Source organism: Aequoribacter fuscus, from assembly GCF_009910365.1.
GTDB lineage: Bacteria > Pseudomonadota > Gammaproteobacteria > Pseudomonadales > Halieaceae > Aequoribacter > Aequoribacter fuscus.
The window spans coordinates 993,106-1,015,503 of record NZ_CP036423.1; the positions used below are offsets into that span (position 1 = coordinate 993,106).

General features: G+C 48.0%; 15 protein-coding genes. 7 read left to right on the forward strand and 8 right to left on the reverse strand.

Annotated elements, in window-relative coordinates:
• Positions 1-9: 9 nt before the first annotated feature.
• Genes EYZ66_RS04455 through EYZ66_RS04475 form a run of 5 tightly spaced genes read left to right on the forward strand, consistent with a single transcriptional unit; the run spans position 10 to position 4,969 of the window.
• On the forward strand, positions 10-1,149 hold the full coding sequence (locus EYZ66_RS04455) for an acyl-CoA dehydrogenase family protein (protein WP_009576055.1): 1,140 nt from the start codon (positions 10-12) through the stop codon (positions 1,147-1,149).
• Positions 1,150-1,160: 11 nt separating this feature from the next.
• A complete protein-coding gene (locus EYZ66_RS04460) occupies positions 1,161-1,952 on the forward strand; it encodes an SDR family oxidoreductase (protein ID WP_009576054.1) in 792 nt (263 codons plus the stop codon).
• Positions 1,952-3,706, forward strand: a complete 1,755-nt coding sequence (aceK, locus tag EYZ66_RS04465) for a bifunctional isocitrate dehydrogenase kinase/phosphatase (RefSeq protein WP_009576053.1) — start codon at positions 1,952-1,954, stop codon at positions 3,704-3,706. The genes EYZ66_RS04460 and aceK overlap by 1 nt, the downstream gene beginning before the upstream one ends.
• Before the next feature lie 4 nt (positions 3,707-3,710).
• The gene (locus EYZ66_RS04470; RefSeq protein ID WP_040816776.1) at positions 3,711-4,418 is read left to right on the forward strand and encodes a histidine phosphatase family protein; all 708 of its coding nucleotides are present in this window, start codon (positions 3,711-3,713) and stop codon (positions 4,416-4,418) included.
• Positions 4,415-4,969 carry a histidine phosphatase family protein gene (locus tag EYZ66_RS04475; RefSeq protein ID WP_009576051.1) on the forward strand — a complete coding sequence of 185 codons (555 nt, stop codon included), beginning with the start codon at positions 4,415-4,417 and terminating at the stop codon, positions 4,967-4,969. The genes EYZ66_RS04470 and EYZ66_RS04475 overlap by 4 nt, the downstream gene beginning before the upstream one ends.
• Here EYZ66_RS04475 and EYZ66_RS04480 read toward each other — a convergent pair.
• Together EYZ66_RS04480 and EYZ66_RS04485 are read right to left on the reverse strand one after the other, a co-directional pair.
• A complete protein-coding gene (locus tag EYZ66_RS04480; RefSeq protein ID WP_009576050.1) occupies positions 4,966-5,820 on the reverse strand; it encodes an acyl-CoA thioesterase in 855 nt (284 codons plus the stop codon). The genes EYZ66_RS04475 and EYZ66_RS04480 overlap by 4 nt on opposite strands.
• On the reverse strand, positions 5,820-7,025 hold the full coding sequence (locus EYZ66_RS04485) for a TetR/AcrR family transcriptional regulator (protein WP_009576049.1): 1,206 nt from the start codon (positions 7,023-7,025) through the stop codon (positions 5,820-5,822). Before EYZ66_RS04485 ends, EYZ66_RS04480 begins: the two co-directional genes overlap by 1 nt.
• Before the next feature lie 217 nt (positions 7,026-7,242).
• On the opposite strand from EYZ66_RS04485, the gene EYZ66_RS04490 reads away from it, so the two are divergent.
• The gene (locus tag EYZ66_RS04490; RefSeq protein ID WP_009576047.1) at positions 7,243-8,001 is read left to right on the forward strand and encodes an enoyl-CoA hydratase-related protein; all 759 of its coding nucleotides are present in this window, start codon (positions 7,243-7,245) and stop codon (positions 7,999-8,001) included.
• Here the strand turns inward: EYZ66_RS04490 and EYZ66_RS04495 are convergent.
• From EYZ66_RS04495 to EYZ66_RS04515, 5 genes are all read right to left on the reverse strand, one after another.
• Positions 7,998-10,934 (reverse strand): triple tyrosine motif-containing protein, encoded by a 2,937-nt coding sequence (locus EYZ66_RS04495; protein WP_009576046.1) that lies wholly within the window; start codon positions 10,932-10,934, stop codon positions 7,998-8,000. The two genes, EYZ66_RS04490 and EYZ66_RS04495, sit on opposite strands and share 4 nt — an antisense overlap.
• Positions 10,903-15,075 carry a hybrid sensor histidine kinase/response regulator gene (locus tag EYZ66_RS04500; protein WP_158027006.1) on the reverse strand — a complete coding sequence of 1,391 codons (4,173 nt, stop codon included), beginning with the start codon at positions 15,073-15,075 and terminating at the stop codon, positions 10,903-10,905. The genes EYZ66_RS04495 and EYZ66_RS04500 overlap by 32 nt, the downstream gene beginning before the upstream one ends.
• Before the next feature lie 268 nt (positions 15,076-15,343).
• On the reverse strand, positions 15,344-15,724 hold the full coding sequence (locus tag EYZ66_RS04505; RefSeq protein ID WP_040816775.1) for a hypothetical protein: 381 nt from the start codon (positions 15,722-15,724) through the stop codon (positions 15,344-15,346).
• Positions 15,725-15,854: 130 nt separating this feature from the next.
• Complete coding sequence (locus EYZ66_RS04510) at positions 15,855-17,795, reverse strand: S8 family peptidase (RefSeq protein WP_009576044.1); 1,941 nt, start codon at positions 17,793-17,795, stop codon at positions 15,855-15,857.
• Positions 17,792-19,576 (reverse strand): putative bifunctional diguanylate cyclase/phosphodiesterase, encoded by a 1,785-nt coding sequence (locus tag EYZ66_RS04515; RefSeq protein ID WP_009576043.1) that lies wholly within the window; start codon positions 19,574-19,576, stop codon positions 17,792-17,794. The genes EYZ66_RS04510 and EYZ66_RS04515 overlap by 4 nt, the downstream gene beginning before the upstream one ends.
• Positions 19,577-19,740: 164 nt before the next feature.
• On the opposite strand from EYZ66_RS04515, the gene nadA reads away from it, so the two are divergent.
• Positions 19,741-20,790 carry a quinolinate synthase NadA gene (nadA, locus tag EYZ66_RS04520; RefSeq protein ID WP_040816790.1) on the forward strand — a complete coding sequence of 350 codons (1,050 nt, stop codon included), beginning with the start codon at positions 19,741-19,743 and terminating at the stop codon, positions 20,788-20,790.
• On the opposite strand, the gene EYZ66_RS04525 is transcribed toward nadA, so the two are convergent.
• Entirely contained in the window at positions 20,791-22,266 is a 1,476-nt protein-coding gene (locus EYZ66_RS04525; protein WP_009576041.1) for a M48 family metalloprotease, read from the reverse strand.
• Positions 22,267-22,398 lie beyond the last annotated feature (132 nt).

Consider the following 22,398-nt stretch of genomic DNA (forward strand, 5'->3'; position numbering starts at 1 on the left):
AGTAAACCCATGAATTTTGATTTTAGTGAAGAGCAAAGCATGCTGCGCGACAGCGTAGCAAAGTACGTGCAAGATGATTACGACTGGGAGACTCGCAAAGCGATTGCGGCGAGCGATGGCGGTATGAGCCCAAACAACTGGCAAACGTTTGCTGAGTTGGGCTGGTTATCGGTGCCTTTTGAAGAACAGTATGGCGGTTTTGGCGGTGGTCCCGTTGATGTCATGGTCATGATGGAAGAGTTTGGTAAAGGCCTCGTGTTAGAGCCTTACTTGGCGACTGTTGTGCTGTTTGGTGGTTTACTGCAAAAGGGCTCTAATGACGCTTTGAAAGAAGCCTTAATCCCGAGCATTATTGATGGTTCTTGCTTAGGTGCGTTCGCGTACCTGGAGCGTCAAAGCCGTCACGAGATGAGCGATGTTCTGACGACAGTGGCCGCGGATGGTGATGATCGCATTATCAACGGCGAGAAGGTGGTGGTATTCAACGCAACCAATGCCGGTCAATTTATCGTTTCCGCGCGCGCGAGCGGTAATCAGTCGGACAAAGACGGTTTGTCCTTATTCGTAGTACCTGCTGATGCCGAGGGTCTTGAGTTGGTCCCGTATCGCTTAATGGATGGTCAGGTGGTTGCCAATGTTCGCTTCAATAATGTGCGTGTGCCCGCAAGCAATGCCGTTTGTGCCGAAGGCGAGGCTTGGGATCTCATTAACGACGTAACGCAAGACGCGATCTTAGCGGTTAGCGCTGAGGCCTTAGGCATTATGGGGCAGTTGAACTCGAAAACGGTTGAATACACCAAAACTCGTGAACAGTTTGGTGTGAAAATTTCGATTTTCCAGGCGCTGCAGCACCGCATGGTCGAGACCTTTATGGCTTACGAGCAAACCAAATCTCTGCTCTACCGTGCTGTCTGCGATTTTGAGGCGGATAAGCCCGAGAAACGAGAGTCGTTATTGGCCCTAAAAATCATGATCGACAAAGCGGGTAAGCTGATTTATAGCGAAGCGATACAGATGCACGGTGGTATGGGCATCACTGATGAGCTCGATATTGGTCACTACGCCAAGCGTTTAATGATGATTGGAACGGCGTTTGGCGATGCGATGCATCACTTGACTGAGTTCACTGAAGTTCGTTACGCGAGCTAGGAGATCGGCACATGGATATTAAAGGCAGCGTCGTTGTTGTAACGGGTGGTGGTAGTGGTATCGGTAAAGCTCTGTGCGAGCGTTTTCACGCAGAGGGAGCTGAAGCCATCGTTGTGGCAGATTTGAATCGAGAGGCAGCACAGTCTGTTGCGGATTCGCTGTCTGGCGTCGCCTTTGGTGTTGATGTGCGAGATGAGTCCCAAATTGCGAAGATGGTTGAGGATGTCATCGAGCAATTTGGGCGCATTGACTTATTTTGCTCTAACGCGGGCATTATCGCAGGTGATGGCCCGCAGTGGTGGGCTACATCGGCGCCTAATAGTGTTTGGCAGGCGATGTGGGACATTCATGTGATGTCCCATGTCTATGCTGCCCGCGCCTGTTTGCCCAGCATGATAGAGCGTGGCCAAGGCTACTTTTTAAACACTGCCTCTGCCGCGGGGCTGTTGAGCCAGATTGGTGATGCCGCCTATTCAACCACAAAGCATGCAGCGGTTGGATTTGCCGAATCGTTGGCTATTACGCACGGTGACGACGGCATTAAAGTCAGCGTTTTGTGCCCTCAAGCCGTTGATACCCCTATGATTCAAAGTGTCGAGGCGGGTGGTGTGGCCGGTGTTGATGGTGTTGCAACGCCCCAACACGTCGCCGATTGCGTTGTGGCTGGCATAAAAGAGGAGAGATTCTTGATTCTGCCTCACCCACAAGTGGACCAATATCGCGGTGCTAAAACGGCAAACTATGACAGGTGGATAGGAGGTATGCGAAAATTACGGCGAGCTTACCCTAAACCCGAGTTGTAATGCAGACCACTATCACGCCGGATACCGAAGTCCAAGAACGATTTGCCCGAGCCATTTTTAATGGTTTCGAGGCCTATTTCGCTGAATTTCAAAACATTACCTTAGCCGCTCGCTCTCGGTTTGAACGAGCGGATTGGTTGGGTATGCACAAAGCCTCGACCGAGCGCATTGATCTCTACAAGAAAAAAGTGGGTGAGGTCATTCGCTACGTCGATGTGATCGCAGGTACCAATAAAAATGAGTACCCTTTTTGGCGCGCTGTTAAGCAATATTATTCAGGCTTAATCGAAGGGCACAGCAACTTCGAAATTGCAGAGACCTTCTTCAATTCGGTCTATTGTTCGGTATTTGAGCATCGTCTGATCAAAGACGATCATGCCTTTGTGTTTTCTACGCAAGGTGATATGCCAAAGTCCGATATGACCCGGGTTTATCGATCATACGCATGGCAAGACGATCCGTCGGTAACGTTTCGTGCTTTGCTGAAAGACTATGAGTTTGCGATCCCCTACGAAGATTTAGAGCGTGATCTAGATTCGATCAGCCAATTGCTGAGCTCTTTTCTGGCGCCAAAGTTCACCTTGCTGCCAGGCCAAACCGAAGTGCAAGTGCTAGAGCATCACTTTTTTAGAAATAAATGCGCGTATATCGTTGGGCGCATCGTGACGGGCGATGACAGTATGCCCTTTGTCATTCCGCTGTTGCACTCTGAAAAACACCAAATTTACGTCGACACCGTATTGTTTGGCTCGGATCGAGTGAGTGTGATTTTTAGTTTCACCCGCTCGTACTTCATGGTGGACGCCAGCGTGCCGTCTAAGTATGTGCGCTTTTTACAGCACCTAATGCCGGCTAAGCCTATTTCTGAAATATACAGCGCCATGGGCTACAACAAACACGGTAAAACGTACTATTACCGATGTGCAACGCGGCACATGCAGACGACCAATGATAAGTTCATCATCGCGCCAGGGATCAAAGGCATGGTGATGAGTGTGTTTACCTTGCCGTCCTACGATTTCGTATTCAAGATTATTAAAGACCGTTTCACCCCGCCCAAAGAGATGACGCGAGAGCAGGTAAAGGCCAAGTATCGCTTCGTAAAACGAGCCGATCGCGCAGGCCGCATGGCGGATACGCAAGAATTTAACCAGTTGGTGTTAGACCGTAGCCGCTTCTCGGATGAGTTGATGGAGGAGTTGTACGAGGTCGCCCCCTCGATTATTCATGAAAAGGGTTCGGCGCTGATCATTGACCACGTCTACGTCGAGCGCCGTATGACGCCGTTGAACCTGTATTTGCAAAACGCAACGGACGAACAAGTCTATGACGTGATGGATGAATACGGTAACGCCATCAAACAGCTAGCGGCGGCCAATATATTCCCGGGTGACATGCTGTTGAAAAACTTTGGGGTCACTCGCCACGGTCGTGTTGTGTTTTACGATTATGACGAAATTGTCCCTTTGGTCGAATGTAACTTTCGCAAGATTCCGGCGCCGCGCACTGAAGCGGAAGAAATGGCCAGTAAACCGTGGTACACGGTTGGTCCCAACGATATTTTTCCGGAAGAGTTCAGGTTATTTTTCTCGGGCAATCAGCGCGCGCGTAAAGTTTTTGATCAAATGCATAGTGACTTGTACGAAGCAAAATTCTGGCAAAATCTGCAAGATAAAATTAATTCCGGATACGTCGAAGATTTTTTCCCGTATCGACGTAAATACCGTTTCAATCCATTGAAGAAAACAGGGTAAAACTATGGCCACTATTATGATGATTCGCCACGGCCAGGCGTCGTTTGGTACAGACAATTATGATCAGCTCTCGACGCTCGGGCAGCGCCAAGCTGATTTGATGGGCGAGTATTTTCGCGAGACGGGTGTTGTGTTTGACGCGGCCTATTCGGGCCAGCTGTCGCGGCAGCGTGAAACTTGCCAGCGCGTGTTGGCCAGCCAGCCCAATGCTGTTCAGCATCACATTGATCCTCGTTTCGATGAGGTTCGGAATGATGAGCAAGTCGAGATTTTATTTCCCGTCTTGGCAGAATCGGAACCGCGCCTAAATAAGTTAATGGAAAGCGCGATGCAGGACTCCAAGCACTATCAAAAAATTATCGAAGCGGTGTTTACGAACTGGGTTACACGTGAAGAGCCCTATCCTGGCATACAGAGCTGGCATGAGTATTCAGAAGGCGTTATGTCGGGTTTATACGAGGTGATGCGCAACGAAGGCTCGGGTAAGACGGTGGGTATTTTTACCTCTGGCGGTACCATAGCGACTGCTACTGCACTCGTATTGGGTGTGGGTGCCGATTTGGTGTATCGTTTTTATGAACCTGTGATTAATTGCTCGATTACTCAGTTCTTTTATTCGGGCGATAAAATCTCGTTAAGCCACTTTAATGACCATTCCGTTTTGCACAAGCTCAGTGCCAACTTGGGCGAACGGTTGGTGACTTATCGATGATCGAACTTGCCTTTGTTCGACACGGCGAAGCAGCGCATAGCTGGGGGGAGCATACCGATCCCGGTCTAAGCGAGTTGGGCAAACAACAAGCGGAACATGCAGCTTATACTCTCACAGGGATAGCACCCAGTGAGCTTGTGCTTATATCGAGCCCCAAGCTTCGAGCGCAGGAAACGGCAGCCCCCTTAGCCGATTTGCGCAGCGCACCTGTAATGATCGATGCCAACTTTCAGGAGGTTCCTAGCGTTACCGATTTAGCTAATCGACAAGAATGGTTAAAGAGTTTAATGCGAAGTCGCTGGAGCGAAGTTAAAGAGCCCGTCGTTAACACCTGGCGCGATAACATTATCGAGGGAGTTCATCGTTTGGGCCATCATTCGGTGATCTTTACTCACTTCATGGTACTGAACGTCATTATCGGCCATGTACGTCAAGACGATCGGGTGCTGCAATTTTGGCCGGATAACGCCTCTATAACACGTTGTCGGCTAAATAACGGAACACTGGAATTGGTGGAGTTGGGTGCCGAGCTCGACACCCAGGTGAACTAAGCTTTCTTAGGGCGCACACGGGCTAGACTTTCTTGCACCGAAGAGGCGATTAAGACGCCATCTCTATTGTAGAAGCTGCCCCGACTGAACCCTCTATTCCCAAAAGCGCTAGGGCTGTCCTGATCCGCCAGTACAAAGTCATCTACTCTAAACGGGCGATGGAACCAAAGACCATGGTCTAAGCTAGCTGCTTGTACATCATCCTGCGCCGGTGATACAGGATGCGGATACATGGCGGTACCTAACAATCCGTAATCAGAGATGTACGCCAGCAGTACCTGGTGTAAACGATGGTCATCAGGTAATTCTTTTTGTACTCGAAACCAAAACTGTTGATGGGGATCCATCGGCTGAGGGTTCAGGTAGTCGCGTCGATGAACGTTGCGCCGCTCTACTGGGAAGTGGTTTGGTGGACGTAAAACGTTTGACAGACGTTCAGCGTGTTTCTCCCAATATTCCTCGTCCGTTTCTACTGTCTCGGGCTCTGGCGCTGGCGGCATTGGCATTTGGTGTTCAAAGCCTTCTTCCATTTTATGAAATGACGCCGACATGTTAAAAATAGGAATGCCGTCTTGCTTGGCAATAATTCGTCGGGTGGTGAAACTGCCGCCATCTCGAATCGGATCAACCTCAAACAATATTTGTTTGTTGGGATTGCCCGGACGCAAAAAATACGCGTGCAAGGAGTGTGCTGGGCGGTCTTCGTCGACGGTGCGTCCGGCCGCGTTTAGGCACTGAGCCAGCACTTGGCCACCAAAGATACGAGAGGGTTTGGCAGGGCTTTGCCCAACAAATACATATTTGTCTATCTGCTCTACGTTCAGATAATCAATAAGTTTATCGATGTCCATTAATTTTCCTGGGGGTTTAACAAACCATTGATTAAAGTGTCGAAGTACTCAATGGCAGTGTCGTGAATGTTGTCGATTGGGCGCCATGCTCTTAATTCCATTGCAGCGTTAAGCGCTCCGGTGATTAAGTTCTCGGCGACCAGAGTATTAATAGGGCGTATCGTGCGATCTTCGATACCTTGCTCCAAAAAATGGCGCATCATGCGGTTGGTATTATTTGTTCTTCTTAGAATAGGCTTGCGGTGCTCTTCTGCCAGCGCGGTAATCGTGTTGTAGCGTACAAGTGGACCGGCCTCAGAGAGCTGTAGACCAAACAATTGATGGCAGGTGCTGACGACCTTGTTTAAACCCTGATCATCACGTTCGACGATGGGGGCATACGCAGCTTCGATTTGATCTAACGAGTAGTCATAGCAGCGATACAGTAATTCATCTTTTGAGTTGATGTGGTAGTAAAACGCACCTTTAGATACATTTAAAAACTCAGCGATCTCATCAAGTGAGGTACCGCTAAATCCTTTACGGTTGAAGAACCGCGTACCCGCTTTAAAGAAAGCTTCTTGCTTTAAGCGGTTTTGAGCATCTCGGTCAAAACCTGGTTGAACCGGAGGCGACTGCAGTTTTTGTTCCGGCATTTGTTCGTAAGTGTAGGGGGCAGCGGCTACGCCTGACAAAATGATCGATGCTGCTGCCTCAGCTAAGGCTGGAATCTCATCGTTGGGGACGGGCTCGAGCCAATAAAAACTCCAATCGAGTGCGCCAATCAAGGCTCTAGTCGAAGTGGTCGTCCGAACCTGTCTGAACTCGCCAGCATCGATGCCTTGCTGAATAAACGCCCTGAGTTTTTTGAACATGGCAATATAGCCGGCCTCTATTTCCGTTCTTCGCTTCTCTTTTAAACTGGCGATTTCTAGCAAGGCAGCTACGTGATGTCCGCGGCCCTCTTTAGCCAAGCGAATTGCATCGAAATGGGCGTTGATGTATGCACGGATACGGTCGCTGGCGCTGCTTTGAGTTTGTTCTATTTCAGATAAGGTGTTCAGCACACCCTCGAGCGTGGCCTTATAACACTGATAGATCAGATCTTCTTTGGTTTTTACGTAGTAGTAAAGACTGGTCTTTGTTAAGCCCAGAGTCGCGGCCACATCAGCTAACGTGGTGGCACGGGCGCCTTTTGAGTTGAATAGCTTTGCGGCTTCGGACAAGATGGCCGCTCTTTTGGCCGCGTGTTGGGCTGTTTTGTCAAACGGCGAGCCCTGGCTTAGAGCTGCAGATTTAACAATTGAATTCTTGGGCAAGGTCAGTCTCGATTACTTAGGGTTCAGCATACTGAACTTTAGGTATTTTTTTTGTCGCTGTCTAGGGTAAGCTTTAGTACAAATTAGTGAATTGCTCCATATTTAGTATTTTTAAGGATCATTTATGACCGACACCATTCAATTTAATGTTCGAGGCAGCGTTGCGGAAATTACGCTAAATAATCCTGCAAAACACAACAGTCTCGGCAAGACAGAGCTCGATGCTCTTGCAATCTGTCTTAAGGCGGTAGCAAACGACGCTGGGTTCAGAGTGCTGGTGATCAAGGGCGCTGGAGACAAGACCTTTTGCGGCGGCGCCTCTTTAGTAGATTTGCGCAGCGGAGCGATTACCGGTGACGATTTTCAGGCGGTTACAGATCTTATTTCCTCTTTAAAGATTCCAACCGTAGCGGCACTCAATGGCAGTGTATTCGGTGGAGGGGCAGAACTCGCCTTGAGCTGCGATTTTAGAATCGGTTGTGCGGGTATGATTTTGCGCGTGCCACCGGCGACGATGGGGTTGTGCTACCCGATTTCAGGAATTTGTACCTTCGTACGCAAATTAGGACCGACCTTGAGTAAGCGTTTGCTGCTGGCTGCCGAGAAGTTGGAAGATGGTGAGTTGTTATCGCTTGGCTTTTTAGACCACTTGGTTTTACCCGCCGAGTTCGAGCTTACGGTGGACCGCTATGCCGATCAGTTGGCCGCGAATGCACCCTTGTCGGTGCAGGGCATGAAGCAAATCGTCGATCAAATCATGAACGGCGAGCTAGATCATAAGTGGGCGCAGGCAATCGCTGATCAATGCTGGAACTCGGCGGATCTGCAAGAAGGCCTGGCCGCTCAAAAAGACAAGCGTACGCCGGTGTTTAACGGCGCTTAACTACTTTTCGGCCAGACGAGTGCGAGCTGATTGGGATTGTTGTCTTCCGTCTCAACCGAAAATTCGCCCAGAGCAAAAAGCGGTCGTAGCAAAGGGTCAGTGAACAGCGCTGATGGAGTATCTAGCGCGTGACCCAAAGCAATGACGAGCCCGGACTTATTGTCGGCTTGGTTGAAAGTCTTGATATTTACCGCGGTGCTTATGACTTGTTGTGTAAGATAGTTGTCGGGCAGCCATTCGAGAATTCCCACCAGCACCGCGTACAGTTGGACCGAGGCGTGTACGTCAAGGGCGGTGTTATCGAGGTCGACCAGGGGAATATATTTGGGCTGATGTGCCGGTTTGGTCTCGTGGTACTGTTCGAAGGCCAGGTGAACTAACTCTGAGACGTAGTAGCTGGCGTCGGCACGCTGCGAGATTAAGCGCTCATGCAAATAGCTTGTGCACTTTATCAGGTGCTCCGCCGCGAAGTTGGGCTCGCCGGCTTGCTCTGACTCATTTGACAGCGTACTGATCTCGGCGAGCACTGACTGGAAGAGGTCGTCTCGACTGCTGAGTAGTTGTTTAAATCGCTCGATGCGATGATAGAGCGTTTCAGTATTGCCTTCGGTGGCCTCAACCATTTCTCTGGATAAGGCGACGGCTTTTATTTGCAGTTGGACAGTGTCGTAATAACGTTTAAAGAGCCACAGCGCCACTATGGCAAAACTCGCATACAAGGTATACGCCCACCAGGTCGCCCAAGGTGCTGCTTTGACAATGATATCGATACTGATGCCTTCGTTGTTCCAGACGCCATCTGCGTTGGCTCCAATCACTTTTAGCGTGTAGTCGCCGGGCGACAAATTGGTATACGTCGCAGAAGGGGTGTGTCCGCCGTCAATCCAGTCATCGTCTAGGCCCTCTAGTTTGTATTTGTAAAGGCTTCGACTCGGGTTTATGTAATCCATTACCGCAAATTCAGCTGAAAAATGGTAAGCGTTGTGCGGCAAGGTAATATCTTGTATTTGATGAAGAGGTGCCGCGATTTTCATTTGCTCGCCTTTTACCGCGAATGAGGTGAAGTTTAGCTTTGGGGGTGGAGTTGGTGTGGGGCGGGGCAGTGGGAGTATGAGAGCTCCTTCCGTTGTTCCAAGCACTAAGTGTTGATCGTCGAACTTAGTAACTGCACCAAAATTAAAATTGAAATACCCGCCAGATGGGGAAGTTAATCTTTTCTTTGTTACATTGCTCGTTTCTAGGTCAATAATTGAAACGCCATTCTCCTGTGCTATTAACAGTGTTTCATCAATCAATATTGCAGAGTAGCCAATTGCGTCGAGCTGGAATCGTGCCTTTTCTATGATTTGTGATGTACTTTCTTCATATATATAAGTTATCGCATAGTTGCTTAGGGTTGTAGCTATTATGGTTTCATGGTCTTCGGATAATGTAAGAAATTGGAATTTCTCGTTGGTAAATGAGGGAGGAACCGCAGTCAGCTTTTTACCATTTGGTAAAGCAAGTGAGTTAATTTTGAAGTCTTTGATGAAGAGAACTAGTTGACCGGATAGCCCAATGGGGCTCCATGCTGGCGCTGAGTCCGTAACGTCGAAAAATGAATTGTCGCTCTCATCAATGTTAACAAGCGTCAATCCTCGAGTCATCGACGATACTGCATATGTCTCAGAGCTTATGCGAGAGAAACCAGTTAACTTAGTTGGCCATGAAATATTGCGTACCACCGCATCGCCCAAGTTGTTAATCCTTCTAGTGATTGTTTGACCACGGGTTCCGATGATTAAAAAATCATCTAGTTTGTATATATTCATTAATCTTGTTTCTGGAATGTCTTCAACTTTAGAAGCAGGGCAATGAATTGATGTTCCATCTCTTTCTGCGACCGCTAAACCAGCATAGGTTGCAAGGATGAGGCGATTGTGAGATGCGAAGACTCCGCCGACATCATTTGATGCTAGTCCGCACGATTCTGAATCAACAACACTTATTTCGTCTTTCTTCAAAAAGGAGACACCGGAGTATGTGCCTAGCCAGAAGATCCGGTTAGATTGCCTTAGAATAGAGGTCACAAAATTAGACTTAATTCTACTGTTGGATTCATTTTTTACCGTTACGTTGCCGGAGTCTTGATCTATGAGCAACAGTCCGCGATGAGATCCGAGGATTATTGTGCTATCTGACAGGCCAATACTCGTAATTTCTGTTTCTAAAGGTAACTGGTGAGAAATCTTCGTGTTGCCATTGATCTCCAAGATAACGTTATTCAAGGAGTCGACTCTTAACAGCTTTATTTCTTTGCCGCTTTTCGATAGGTGAAAGTGATTTTTTTTATCGGCTTGTGTCGTATAAAAATGTAAATCTGGAATGTCTGCTCTCTCGAACGCTAACTTAATCAGCTCCGCGCACTCGTTGAAGCTGCCCTCGCTACAGGATGAGGTGCTAGAGCGATATAAAGATATCTTGTCGTTCTCATCGGCGTGCGATGTATAGGTATGAACTTCTCCACTTGTTGTTATTGCAAGGAATTGCGTTTCGCTAAAAACTAGTACACCGCTTACGGGCGCATAGTTTCTCGTTTCAATATGCACGAATTTGTTTAGATCTCTGTCTAAAAACCAAAAGCCGTCATCATCGGTTGCGGCGATCAAAAATTGGTCAAGTTCAAACAAGTGGTAGACCTCAGATAAGTCATAGCTATTTGTCTTACCATTTTCTGTTTGTCGAGGTTGGTAGGGCTCGTATCTATGGATTTTGTTAGTAGTGCTTATCCACGCTGCTCCCGTGCTGTCAAGAAATACTGTTTGTATAGCTCCGTTGAGATCATTGAGGTGATTACTTGGGGAGAAAACTGACACCAACCCGTTGGCGGCGATATTCGTGGAAAAAATAAGCGTCAAAAAGCTAGCGAGGATTAAAAAACTTTTCTTTAGCATACTGCATCACGGCCGATTTGAATTCGTAAAACTCATTTTCTATTAAATCTTTCAACTCGCTGTGGTCTTTGGTTGCATTACCCATTTCAATGTCTTTCCCGATACGGGCTAGCTTCAGAGATCCAATATTCAAAGATGCCGACTTAATAGCATGTCCTAAAGCTACGAGACTATCTGAGGTCTCATCTATAGGGTTCTCCATCAGAGTCGTCTTCTCAAAAATAGTCTTTTTGTAACTGTCTAGTAAAACATCAAGGTTTGAAGGATTATCTTTAAATATAGATAAAATCTGATCAATAACGGCTTCATCAACTGTTCCCTCGGTGTCTGTTGCCTCAAGCTGTGGTGGAAGTTGTAGATCATTTTTGCCTGAGATTTCTTCGATTAGCAGACTTATCTTCTCATGAGTGAAGGGCTTTTCTATTACTAGATTCATTCCAGAATTAATGCAGGCTTCCTGCTCTTCTCCGGTGGTGCCTGCTGTTACTGCGATAATGAATGGCTCAGTATTGATAGTCGCAGAATATTCCCTGATTCTGCGGGTCGCCTCAAGCCCATCCATTCGAGGCATTTGGCAATCCATGAATATTAAGTTGTGCGAAGTCCTTTTATATTTTTCGATCGCCTCTATCCCATCGGAAGCTAAATCACATTCAATACCAAAATATCTTAATGTCTCGGACATGATTTTTCTGTTTATTTCAATATCGTCTACCACAAGAACTTTTAGGCTGCTTTTGCGCGCTTTAGTCTCCATTAGCCTGTCATCTTCTTGATCTTCCGATGTCGATAAAGAGCCAAATGATTTTATTAACAGCTCAGATGTGGTTGGAAAAGGTAATGAATCATGAGTATTAGGAATATTTTTATAACTCCACAGAATTGTGTTGCTGTTGTCTATCGATGAAAGCTCAATGGTCTGGATGTCATCTAGGAAGGGAATAGGCGCCACGTTAGCATGCTTTCTGTAGACTCGATCCAGCTGCTGTGAGAAATAATGAGCCTCTCGTTTACCTAAATTTCCGCGTACTTCAGGGGGGGTAACTACCCTTTTAAGTTCATTCTGCTCTGCAACTGAGACAGGAATAAGCAAAGTCACTTTTGTTCCCCAGCCTTTTTTCGATTGAATCTTTAATTCGCCGCCGAGAAGAGCGCTAAACTTTTGCACTATCGACAAACCTAGACCTGTCCCTGCGAAATTTTTTGAGAAGCTTTGTGTTGACGCTTGGCTGAATGCTTGGCTGAGTGTCGCGATTTCGTTCTTGTTTACTCCTACTCCGGTATCAGTCACGGAGATCATAAGCAAGCCCATTGATTTGTTATGCTCAGCGCTAGTAAGCTTCAGGCTTACGTGGACTTGTCCCTTTTGGGTGAACTTGATGGAATTACTCACTAAATTTGCGATCATTTGTCTGATTTTTTGTTGATCGCTGATTACCTCTCTATCTGATTCTAATGTCCAATCCGCAGTTAGGTCGTTGCCATTCTGGGCTGAAAACCCGTGATACAAGAAGATCGTCTCTTCCACGAGATCAACACAATTAAAGCTTTCTAGGTTTACATCCATTCTACCGGCCTCTAACTTCGAAAAGTCGAGGATGTCGGTCAAAGTCAAGAGTAAGCGTTGGCCTGAATATCCTATTGAATCAACGTAGTTTCGTTGTTCACTTGAAAGATTGGTTTTCTCAAGAAGCTCCTTAATCCCGAGTATTCCATGCAACGGCGTGCGGATTTCATGCGAAATCGTCGAAATAAATTGAGTTTTAGCTTGATTTGCTTTTTCTGCGACTGCAGTGGCCTCGGCGAGTTCTTTTGTTCTTTTTTCTACCTCGCATTCAAGAAGTTCTTGTTGTTGCTGAGCTAGTAGCCATTTTCTTTGACTTAAGTATCTAAAATAAAGGCTGATACCGATGATAAACACCGCATAAAAGACGTAGGCAGTCCTCGTCAGATATATTGGGGGATTAACTGTAACATTGGCTGTTATCGTATTGGATCGCCATTCACCATAAGAATTGGTAGATTGTACTTCAATTGTGTGACGCCCCGGCGTGAGAGCTGGGAGATTAAGTGAGGAAACTCCCGGTAGCTCAAACCAGCGCTCTGATAATGAGGAAATCCGGTATCGATAATTGATATTTGATGGGTTAAGAAAATCTAAAGACGAGAACTCGAGAGATAAATCCTCATATTGGTTTGGTAATGTTAGAGTAATCTGAGAGCTTTCTTTGTTGCTTGGAAAAATTTTGCGTCCGCCCGTCAAAATTCTAGTAAAGACTAAATTTGGACGAAAATTACCTTCAAAATTAGCACTAGGGTTTATTATGTTGAACCCTTTGTTTCCGCCGAATATTAGCGACCCGTCTCGAGTTTTTGAGAAAGCGGCATGATTGAACTCAGAATCTTGCAGCCCGTGGAGCGGTAAGAAGTTATATATCCTCAAAGATTCGGTATCTAACTTGGATATACCCTTGTTGTGCGAGAACCAGATGTTGTTTTCTTCGTCACTACCAATTGCATATATATCATGGCTTCGAAAGTGCAATGTGTCAGAGAAGTTGATTACTGAGGGCTCGGGAGACGTAATTGATTCAGCGTCAATTTTTGAAAGAGCGCCACTTTGAGTGCCGATCCATAGGTCGTTATTAGCCGAGAGATATAGATACCAAGGCATGTTTGAGAGCAGGTTGTTCGGCTGTCCTACGTCATTCCCGATGCTCGTCAGTCGCCGCTTTTCTATCTCATACCTAAAGAGGCCGCGATCTGATCCGATCCATAGATTCCCATGTTGGTCATGTTCCAGAGAGATTGAGAAAGACAATTTTGATGATGCGATTTGATCAGTAAGAGAAATATTTTCGAGATAAGTGCCGTCGTCGGAGACTGTGAAGATTCCGTCTCCCCAAGTAGAGATATAAATTCTGTCGTTAATATTTTTGATGTCGGTTATACCAAGATTTTCAACATTTGTTGCTGGCTCAGCTTTTGTAAACTGGAATATGTCTCCACTCTGTTTAGATACTTTGTACAGTCCATTGGAAAGTGTGCCTATCCAAAAATGTGTGGATGTCTCTTCGAAACACATTACTGCGCTATTTGATAGTTCGGTCGCATCTAGTCCAGACCAGGACACGTTGCGCAACAAGTTGTCTGTCAGTGAGTAAGAGAATACGCCACGAGAAGTACCGACCAGAACGGTTTCTTTTTCTGTTGCTAACAACGAATTTACCTGCCTGGATTCCAGAGCAGTATTAGGTCCTATAAGTTCGAAGAGTGTTTTTGTGCCTTCAGCGACACCGTTAAAAGTCCCTATCCATATTAGGCCCGATCGGTCCTCAGTGATGTCCAAAATCTGGCTGTCAGGTATCGAGCTGTTGAACGAATCGAATGTATCTATTAAATCTAGGTTTTCATTCAATAAAATTAAACCAGGGCGCGTGCCCAGCATGAATTTTCGTTTCGATTTAGAATAGTGAATTGAAAAAGTTTCTTCTCTTGTGATGCGTTTTTGTATATTGGCAGTGTACTCCGTATCTCCGTCGATCTCCTTCAAGTCGAGTGTAAATGTTCCCAAATTATCCGTGCCGATGATTAAAGTATCGTCACTGTTGACCAGGATATCATGGACGCGAAAGTTGGTGACTAGTGCATCGTTTTCATCAAAAATGCGGACTGGTCGCATTTCGGATGGCGAGGATAGCGACGCTATCATTAGTGGGTTTCTGCCGTCAGCACCAAGCAGCATTTTGTGGTCTTGGTATACGCGGAATATTCTTATCGTTGAGTCACCGGGTTTGCCAAAGGAAAGAATTTCTCCTGAATTTTGATCGTAAAGTGAAAATAAGTTTGACGCTGAGGGGCCGTGCCCCAGCCATAGTCGACCTATCGGATCTACGGTCATGCCGTATATGAAGTTAGGTCCCTTCACCCCCAAGGGTCGGTCAAAACCATCGATTTCCTTTACGAAGCGATTTAGTCCGCCGCCTGCGGTGGCAACCCAGATAGTATCGTATTCATCTTGAACAATATTTGTAACAGCTTGATGGGATAGGGAGTTTTTGTTACTGGTGGAGGGTCTGTACTGAGTCACAGATACGCCATCATAGCGGTTTAAACCCTCTTGGGTAAGGAGCCAGATCATACCCTCTTTATCCTGAAAGATCTGGCGAACGGATGATTGAGTTAACTGGTTTGAGGCTGGTGAAACTTGGAAGCTGTATTGCTCAGATTGGACCCCGATTGACAGCACGAGAGCACAGGCCAAAAAGGCGTTTGTAACTGTCTTAGTAAGAAAGCGTGTTTGCAGGTTTCGCATCAATAAAGATATATTGTTAACTTGTCTGCGAGCTTACCTTATTTCGATGGGAAGGGTGAAACTAATGTAGCGCCGAAGCGCTACTGGTTAAAGGCTAACGAATCCCCCATCGAAAGCCTTGGGTCTCGTGATGGCTGCGAATTCCCCACCGAAAACCTTGGGTGTCGTGGTGGGTGCGAATCCCCCATCGAAAGCCGTTTGTTTCATAGTTATTCGTTGATGGTTGCATCGAGTTCGCTAGCGCGACTTTATCGTGTTCGGTTGAATTAATTGGTAGGGCACTGCTACTTGTGCCGAGTCGGCGCTGTGATTTTGTCTCACCCCATTTGAAGCCTTCATGCTTCTTGGCTGCTACTCTTTGAATGCTTGACACTTTAACCTGTACGGCTGATCCATCCGTTACATCACCCGCAACACTAAAACCAGAAACCGCTGTCATAACCACTGCTACCGCTGCTGTCGCTAATTTTTTCATTCTCTAAGCCCTCTCGTCTTTTCGACGTTGTTTTAAGATCTGGACTCAGATTATCTCAGCGAGAAAATCGTTGAAGAGATGCAAATACCCCTACTGGGTTAGCATGCTGAATTTTTTAAGGCTTTATGTGTTAACGGGCGTTCTGATGGGACTTCAGTCTTGTTAATTCGGACAAGTAACGTTCTATCCAGATAGTTTGGATATCACTGGGCTCATCTATTTCTTGCTTGCTCAGGCGCTCTACATGGGCCTTTACCCCCCAGGCAACCCCTTGACTGGGCGCATCTTGGGCTGGGTCATCTCCTAGCATGTCACGCAAGTTTTCTGGGATGACTGGGCGACTTTGGTCATCAAGCTCAACCGGTCCAGTAAAAAAAATCTCACCCTTTATTTCCAGGGCGAGCTGATCTTGGCCATTGTCACACTCGTTGTCGCCAACTGTGAGCGCGCTACTAATATTGATTAAGCCCGAACCCTGTTTTAGAGGTGAGTACGCAAGCTTACCATCTGGCAAAATGGCGGGGTGTGCGGAGCTCATCAAACGACATTTGACTTGATCAGGTGTTAGCTCAGGCTCTAACTGCAATAGGAGCGCGATCGCGCCCGATACAACCGCAGCTGCCTGAGACGTGCCCGTCATAGCAATGCGATCACGGCTTTTCATGAAATCGGGGTGATCTTGAGTCAGAGTAGATCCCGGGCGCGTAAGTCCCTCGATATGGCCGCCTGGCGCCACGACGTCGGGTTTGACGTGACCCAATGGCGACGGGCCTTGCGAGGAGAACAGGGGGACAAAATCATCGCTTGGATCCGTGGGCGTCCAACTGTCGGTCACGGCGCCGACACTGATGATGTAAGGGATATTTGCAGGTGCACCAACGCTCATGGGATCGGGGCCTGAATTGCCCACGGAAGCCACGGCCACAACGCCCTGTTGCCAAAGTCTGATAATGCCCTGGTTGACGGGGTCCAGCCAATACGGCCATCGGGGCCGTGATGCGAAGGATAAATTCAGTATGCGAATATTTAATCGTTCGCGATTGTCCGCGACCCATTGCAGTGCTCGCAAGAGGTGTAAAAGCCTTGCCTGCCCGTTGATGTCAAATGCCTTTATCGGGATGAGATAAGCGTCGGGGGCCACTCCTTGGTAGACTTCAGGTCTGTCGGGTCCAGCAGTTGCCGAGTTAATGGCAATGCTTGCCATGTGAGTGCCATGGCCGCTGTCATCGAGCAAGTGATCGACTTCAGTCGCAATTGTTGCGTCATAACGAGCCAAAACTCGCTGTTCGCCCTTGCTATTGAGTTGGAGGCTAGGGTGGTTCCAAAGTCCTGAATCTAGAATCGCGATCGAGACACCCTCGCCCAAGACGCCAAGCTGATGCAGGTCGCTGGCGCCGATCAAGCCATTAAAATGCGTGTCATCGTTGGTGATCTCGTAGGCCTTTGCCAGCGTCGTCGAGCAGTTGTTGTCGAATTCTAGGGTAGCCTGAACTTCACTTTGGTGAGGAAGTGAGTAAGAAAACTGCAAGTCTAGTTGATGCTCGGACTTTATCAGCTCACGCGATATGCTCAACTGCGCACTGACGTGCGTGCCGTCTGAGGTGGGCGAAATGCTTGGTAGCGGTTTTCCGTCCAGGAAAATCTCTAGTTCGGAGCCCCAGTGAGCAGGCCACTTTAAAGTTAACTCTTCGAGTGTAGCGCTAGCTCCACCTGTTTTCAGAATAGGCCATGTAAGGCGTGAGTCCTGAATAGACGTGAATATTGAGCCAACGTAGGAACATGTATGACTTGGATCTGTATCATCATCGGATGAATCGAGAGTATCTATGTGGTCGACTATGCGGGCTACTCTTGGATCCTGCTCTAACGCTTGGCGCTGATTGATGGTTAAGGTCGTGGCGATCGCGTTTATGAGCGAGAATTCTTCTCGTATCGATACGCCCTGAGACTGCAACGTTTCTTGCAGAGCTTTGTAATCAAAGCCTTGAACCAAATAAATGGATTCACTTAGCGCTGGGTTTGCGATAGCCCAGCTCGCAAATGCTGTGGTTAGGAAGCGCGGTGCTTTCAAATTTCGAAAGGTTTCGTTAACAAGCCAATGATACTTTTGGCAGGCACCGGTCTGGAGAGATAAAATCCCTGCAGGGTATCGCAGCCACTTGCCACCAAATAGTCCATTTGTTCCTTGGTTTCTACGCCTTCCGCAACTAGCCCCAAGTGTAGAGCTTTGGCTAGAGAGGTGATGGCGTCGACGATGGCATTGCCATTCTCGGTACCGATTCCCATCACAAAGCTACGGTCGATCTTTAGCACATTAATCGGAAATTGCCGCAAGTAGCTCAAAGAGGAATATCCGGTACCAAAATCGTCGACCGCAAGCGTGACACCTAGGTCACAGAGCTCTGATAGCTTCTTAATGTTCGCCTGAGCGTCTGTCATGATGGCGCTCTCGGTTAACTCGAGTTGTACTCGATGTTTGTTAAAGTCGACTTCATCGAAGAGGTCAGTCACGTGGCTCGCCAGATCGTCATGATTAAATTCAAGAGCCGAGATATTGATACTGATCTTAAAGTCAGCAAACCCTGCTTGTTCCCAGATTTTGCAGTCTTTGATGGCTTCTTTCATTACCCACGCGGTGAGATCAATGATCTGTCCCGTTTGCTCGGCGACAGGGATAAACTCGCCGGGCGAGATCATGCCACGCTCGGGATGGTTCCATCGGACCAAGGCCTCTAATCCAGCTAGGGCGCCATCGGATGAATTCACCAAGGGTTGATAGTGTAACTCTAGTTGGTTTTCAACTAAGGCCTCGCGGAGTTCTTCTTCCATTTTCAATAGCTCTACTGCTGAGCTATTCATATCGTCCTTGTAAAAGCGATAGCAGCTTCGCCCCATCGATTTGGCCGCATACATGGCGGTATCAGCGTTACGTACCAAGGTGTCTGGATCGGTACCATCTTTGGGGAACAAGGCGATACCGATACTGGGTGTTACGACCGGGTTGTGCGATTGCAGTTCAACAGGTTGAGATAAGCTGTGTAGTATGCGTTTTGCGATATCGGTGACTTTTTCGTCGTCTTCGACGTTTGGAATGACAACCGTGAACTCGTCGCCGCCCAATCGCGCGATAATAATGCTTTCTTCTGTACCAAGGTATTGATAGTCGCCGACATCACTCAAGATATTAATGTCACCATAGTCGCTTAATTGGTCGGTTAAGCGCTTGGCAATTTCAACCAGCAATCGATCCCCGCGGGCATGGCCAATAGAGTCATTGATACGCTTGAAATGGTCCAAATCAATGAACATTACGGCGACATGCGCATCTTTATTGTGGTGTGTGAGGACCAGTCGGTCGAGCTCTTCGGTGAAACTGCGGCGATTAGGCAGCGATGTTAACGGGTCATAATAAGCGAGATAGCGAAGGCGGTCCTCTTGACGCTTAAGCGCTTGCACATGCTGGGATGAACGAAGCATGAACTTAACGTCCCGTCCCAGCAATGACCAATTCACCGGTTTGGTTTTGTATTGCGTAGCGCCCGCTCTAAATCCGCGATCGATGCTTTCCTCATCGTCAGCGCCCGTGACAAGCAAGATGGGTACATCCCGACCCTGCGGCATACGCCGAATACGCTCACAGACTTCTAGGCCCGACATGCCGGGCATTTGAACGTCCATGAAAACCAAGTCGGGTGATTCACGGACGAACAGATCGATGGCGGCGGGTCCGTTTTCGGCTTCCAGCACAATCATGCCTTCGGCTTCAAGACACTGTCTTGTCAGCATTCGGGTCATAGCATCATCGTCGGTGACGAGGATGGTCGGATTTTCACGGCTGTCTGTTTCGGACATTGCTGTACGCCACTTTCATTACATTTAAGTAAGGTTATCATTTACCGTGAACCAAACCTAGTAGCTGTTAACGTAGCGTGCAACTTGGTGTGAGGAAGTGGCAGTAATCTTTCTGTCAAGATGTGGTAACATTCGCGCCCATTGAGTGACTGGTGGTGGTAATTATGAGCTTAGCCTCTGACAACTTAGAGCGAATTCGTCAGCAAGTTTCGGATCATCTGGACAAAGCCGAGCAGGTTCAGCGCAGTGAGCAGCAGACGCAAGCGCTGATGGATTCGATTGCGAAAAAGCTCAAGCAAGAAGATGCCGTGCTTGTCGCTCACTACTACACGGCACCAGAGGTTCAAGCTCTGGCCGAGCAGACAGGAGGCTTTGTTTCTGATTCGCTGGAGATGGCGCGTTTTGGTCGCGATCACCCCGCAAAAACATTAATCGTAGCTGGCGTTAAGTTCATGGGAGAGACGGCAAAGATTTTAACGCCCAACAAGCGCGTCCTAATGCCTACGCTTGAAGCCACTTGTTCGCTGGACATAGGCTGCCCGATCGATCAATTTGATGCCTTTTGCAACGAGCATCCAGACCGTACAGTGGTGGTCTACGCTAACACCTCCGCGGCGGTGAAGGCCCGAGCGGATTGGGTGGTTACCTCGAGCATTGCTCTGCAGGTTGCGGAACACCTGAACCAACAAGGTGAAAAAATCCTGTGGGCGCCCGATCGTCATTTGGGTGCCTATGTCAAAAAAGCCAGTGGCGCGGACATTATTGCGTGGGATGGTGCATGCATTGTTCACGAAGAATTCAAGGCTCGCGGTATTCTTGATTTGAAAAGAGCCCATCCTGATGCCGAAGTCCTTGCGCATCCAGAATCACCCGATTCGGTCCTCGAAATTGCTGATCAAATAGGATCGACGACGCAAATCATCCAAGCCGCTGTGAGTTCCAAAGCCTCTAAATTTATTGTAGCTACAGACCAAGGCATTTTTTATAAGCTGCAACAAGCTGCGCCCGACAAGATTTTCATGATTGCGCCCACAGCAGGTAATGGTGCGACTTGTCGCAGCTGTGCAAACTGCCCCTGGATGGCGATGAATGAGCTGGAAGCCTTAGATCGGGTGTTTGAGGTGGGTGGTAACGAGATTTTCGTCGAGCCTGCTTTGGCTGAGCGCGCAATGCTGCCACTAGAGCGGATGCTAAGTTTTAAAGCAACGCTCTAGTTACAGTTCTTCAAGTCTATCCCGAAACGCGTAGACGGCTTTCAATCGCTCTTCTATTTTTGAGGATTCGACGAAGTCGTTACGCGCCAACTGCAGGGCGTAGCGGAATTGTTTTTCAGATTCATCGGCAATGCCATGGAGTAAAAAATACTCGCCCCGCGCTTGATGCAGTCCTTGAATGTTGCCCGATAAACCCTGGATTTCAGCGAGCCAGTACCACAGTAGGGGATCGTTTTTGACGTCGCGCGCGAGAGGTTCAAGTACGGCCTCTGCGATATGCGCTTGTTGATTGGTCATTAGTGCGCGAGCGTATGCCAGTGTGAGCGCTTTGTTACCCGGATTAAGTTTGGTTGCCTTTTCCAAAGTGCCCAACACCCAGCTGGTGTCGCGTTGGTTTACCGCAATATCCACTAGGCTCATTAAGTAGGTCTGAGAGGAGGGGCGGTTCTGAAGCAGTGACTCCATAATCGTTCGCGCTTCGTCAAAGCGGCCGGCGGCGCTTAACGCCAACGCTAATCCATACTCGTGCGCTTCCGGAAAAATCTGCTCGCTGGGTTCTTGCGATTTAAATTGCGCCACGGCCGTCTCGGGCGACTCGGCAAGATCAACCTGAACCTTCGCTTTCATTAAATGAAAATCTAGGCTCGGTTTGCTTTGTCGTGGGGGATATTGCAGCAAACGATTTTTGGTGTCTGAGATACGTGATTCTGAGAGAGGGTGGGTGCGTAAGAATTCTGGTATGCGATTACTGCTAGCATAGCGAGCGGCGCGCAACATTTGCTCGAACATGGCTGGAGTGGCCGCGGGATTGCGACCTGACAGCGCTAGGGTTTGCATGCCGATGCGGTCAGCTTCTTGCTCGTTACCTCGGCTGTAGCGCAGCGCGGCATCTTGAGTTGCCGCTTGTGTGGCAGTAAGAGCGGCGAGTCCCATATCCGAGCCCGTAGTGGCAATTAGCACGAGACCTGCGAGCAAACCTGCCAATGCCAGCGGTTGCTGTGTTTTGGCAAACTCGACTCTGCGCGAGAAGTGTCGTTGACTTAAATGCGCAATTTCGTGCGCTATGACGGACGCAAATTGGTCCTCTGTTTGGGCAAACTGAAATAAGCCCGTATGTATTCCGATGACGCCGCCGGGCACAGCGAAGGCATTCATCGTTGGGTTGTTGACAATAACCACCTCAATCCGCCGGTCTTGCAGCTCGCTGAATTCAACGAGCTCATAGACTAGGTTCTCGACATAGCGCTGCATGATGGGGTCTTCGTAGACGTTGACCTGGCTGCGAAACATCTTTAGCCATGTCCGACCGAGCTGATGCTCGTACTCAGCAGAGAATACAGTGCCGGCGCTGGATCCTAAGTCTGGAATTTTGAGCTCGCTATTGCCAGCAGCACTGATCGCCACGGCAAAACTGAGCGCAACAGTCAAAAATCCTTTGTGGATTAGGTGCTTTGCGGTGGCCAATCTGATGGTCAAAGACTTACCTCGGTGTCTGGATTCTTGCTACAAGTATAGCAACTTGCGGTTGGTGTACTGTTGATTGAGACCAAGCGAGTGTCACAAAAGTTCACCTGATATTCAAACTAACGCGTACATTGTATACTTTGC